This window comes from Roseomonas sp. KE2513 (assembly GCF_016107305.1).
GTDB lineage: Bacteria > Pseudomonadota > Alphaproteobacteria > Acetobacterales > Acetobacteraceae > Roseomonas.
Genome location: NZ_RCVR01000122.1, coordinates 1 through 2,061 on the forward strand (window position 1 = coordinate 1; position 2,061 = coordinate 2,061).

The 2,061-nt window shown below is 66.1% G+C and carries 2 protein-coding genes; one reads left to right on the forward strand and one right to left on the reverse strand.

The genetic code is table 11. The features are described from left to right. Positions 1 to 521: recombinase family protein (locus tag D9599_RS32180; RefSeq protein WP_198385093.1), on the forward strand; the 521-nt coding region annotated here is incomplete at its 5' end. Between the two features lie 691 nt (positions 522 to 1,212). Here the strand turns inward: D9599_RS32180 and D9599_RS30495 are convergent. Next, positions 1,213 to 2,061, reverse strand: an 849-nt coding sequence (locus tag D9599_RS30495) for a sensor histidine kinase (protein WP_232481143.1), incomplete at its 5' end; no start/stop codon positions are given.

Below are 2,061 nucleotides of genomic sequence, written 5' to 3' on the forward strand. Positions count from 1 at the left end.
AAGCCCAGCAGGCGAGCGTCCGAGCGTTCATCGAGCGCGAGGGCTGGACGCTGGTGGCTGAGCACCAGGACATCGCCTCGGGCAAGGACGATCGCCGGCCTGGGTTCCAGGCGGCACTGACCCGGTGCCGGCAGCTCGGGGCGGTCTTGGTAGCCGCAACGCTGGATCGGATCACCCGGCGTGCCCACACGCAGTCGAGCCTGCTGGAGGAGGGTATCTCTATCCGGGCCGCCGACATGCCCGGTGCTGACGACCTGATGATGCGGGTCTACGCCGCGATGGCGCAGAAGGAGCGGGAGCTAATTTCGGAACGCACGCGGGCGGCGCTGGCGGCGGCCCGGGCGAGGGGAGCGGTGTTGGGTGGCGATCGGGGCTGGAGCCTCCACGCCCACCTTGTGCCGTCGCAGCCGCAGCGGCGCGCCAGGAGGAGGCGGTCCGCACCGCACATCGGCTCGCTTTGGAAGTGGAGGCACTCCGGGCGGAGGGCATCGCCACTCACCTGGGGCTTGCGCGGGCACTGAGGGCGAGGGGCGTACCAACGCCGCAGGGAGGAGGGGTCTGGACCCACACAACCGTGGCTCGGGTCATCGAACGGCTCGGAGCATAGCTGCCGGTCGGCCAGGTTCGCCCTGAGCAGACTGCCACCGAATGTCCGGGTTTGGCCGGAACCGGAAGGTCCGCTTCCGAGAGGCGCCGGAGGGAGAGCAGCCGTAGATCTGAGCTGCCCACTGGCCTCGACGATCGTGCGGAATGGGACGGGTTTTTGTAACCGCACAACATCGGCCAAGTCGGGCGGAATCACGTTCGGATCGTACCCGGTAAGGAAGATGAACGGTACGCCCCGCTGCTTCAGCGTCTGCGCTATTCCAAACTGAGGACCTCCACCACCCAGGTTCAGGTCCAGCACGGCATGAATTGGGGTTGAGATCTCCAGCAGATCGAGTGTCGCACTCTCGCTCGGGCAAGGCCCGAGTACCTCGGCACCTGCCCCTCGCAGCGCCGCGGCGGTGTCGCCCGCCAGGAAGTAGTCATCCTCAACGATCAGGACCTTGCGCCCGCTCAGGTCCGCACTGCCGGTCATGTCGATTGCGCTTCCGAAAATGGTGATAGGCTGCGGAGCGTCCGTCTCCAGGATGCTCTCGGCCTGCCTGAGCGGCAACTCCAGGTGGCAGGACACACCGCCCGGCCCTATCGTGATCCCGCCGAGGCCGCCTAACTCATAGGGGACAAGCCCCTCGACCAGCTCGCTTCCAAAACCTCTGCGCCCAGATGGTTCGCGCAGGGGAGCACCTCTCTCGGTCCAGTCCAGCACCATCCATTTCCCCCACGCCTCTCCACAGGCGACCACGTGACCGTCAGGCGGCCATTGGGTGTCGAAAGGGCGCCGTACTTCAGGGCGTTGGTGGCCAGCTCGTGGAACACGAGCGTGAGCACTTCCACGGCTTTCGGCGCGAGGGCGATGTCCCGACCAACCAGTTCGTATCGATCGGTATGGTGCGCCTGGGCAGCAACCTCGCTCTCGATGATATCCCGCAGCGAGCCGCCGGCGTTCGCCTCTCGCGTTAAGAGGGTCTGGACACGGGACAGCGCGAGCAGCCGACCTTCCAGGCGTAGGCGGTACTCCTCTACACTCCCGGCACCCCGCGCCGTTCGATTGGCCAGGGATCGTGTCATCGCCATGATGTTGCGCACGCGGTGCTGAAGTTCGGCCAGCAGCACGCCCCGGTGTTCGGTCAACTGCCGCGTTTCGGTGATGTCCTGCGTGATCCCGCCCACGCGTCCGATCTGGCAGTCGTTCCGCAGCGGAAAGGCGGTGTTTCGTATCCAACGGAAGGCACCGTCCGAATGACGAATGACCCGGAAGTCCTGAACGGCTACTTCGCCCTTTCTCGCCGCCTCTAAGTGCCTGAAGGCTGCCTCGCGATCCTCGGGCACGATCAGCGCGGCCCAGCGCCTGACATCGCCGAGAAGGGTATCCTCCGGGACCCCGTAGATCGTGCCGACCGATGGGCTGACGAATTCCATGTCGAGATTTCCGGCGTCCCGGATCCAGAGTCCGGC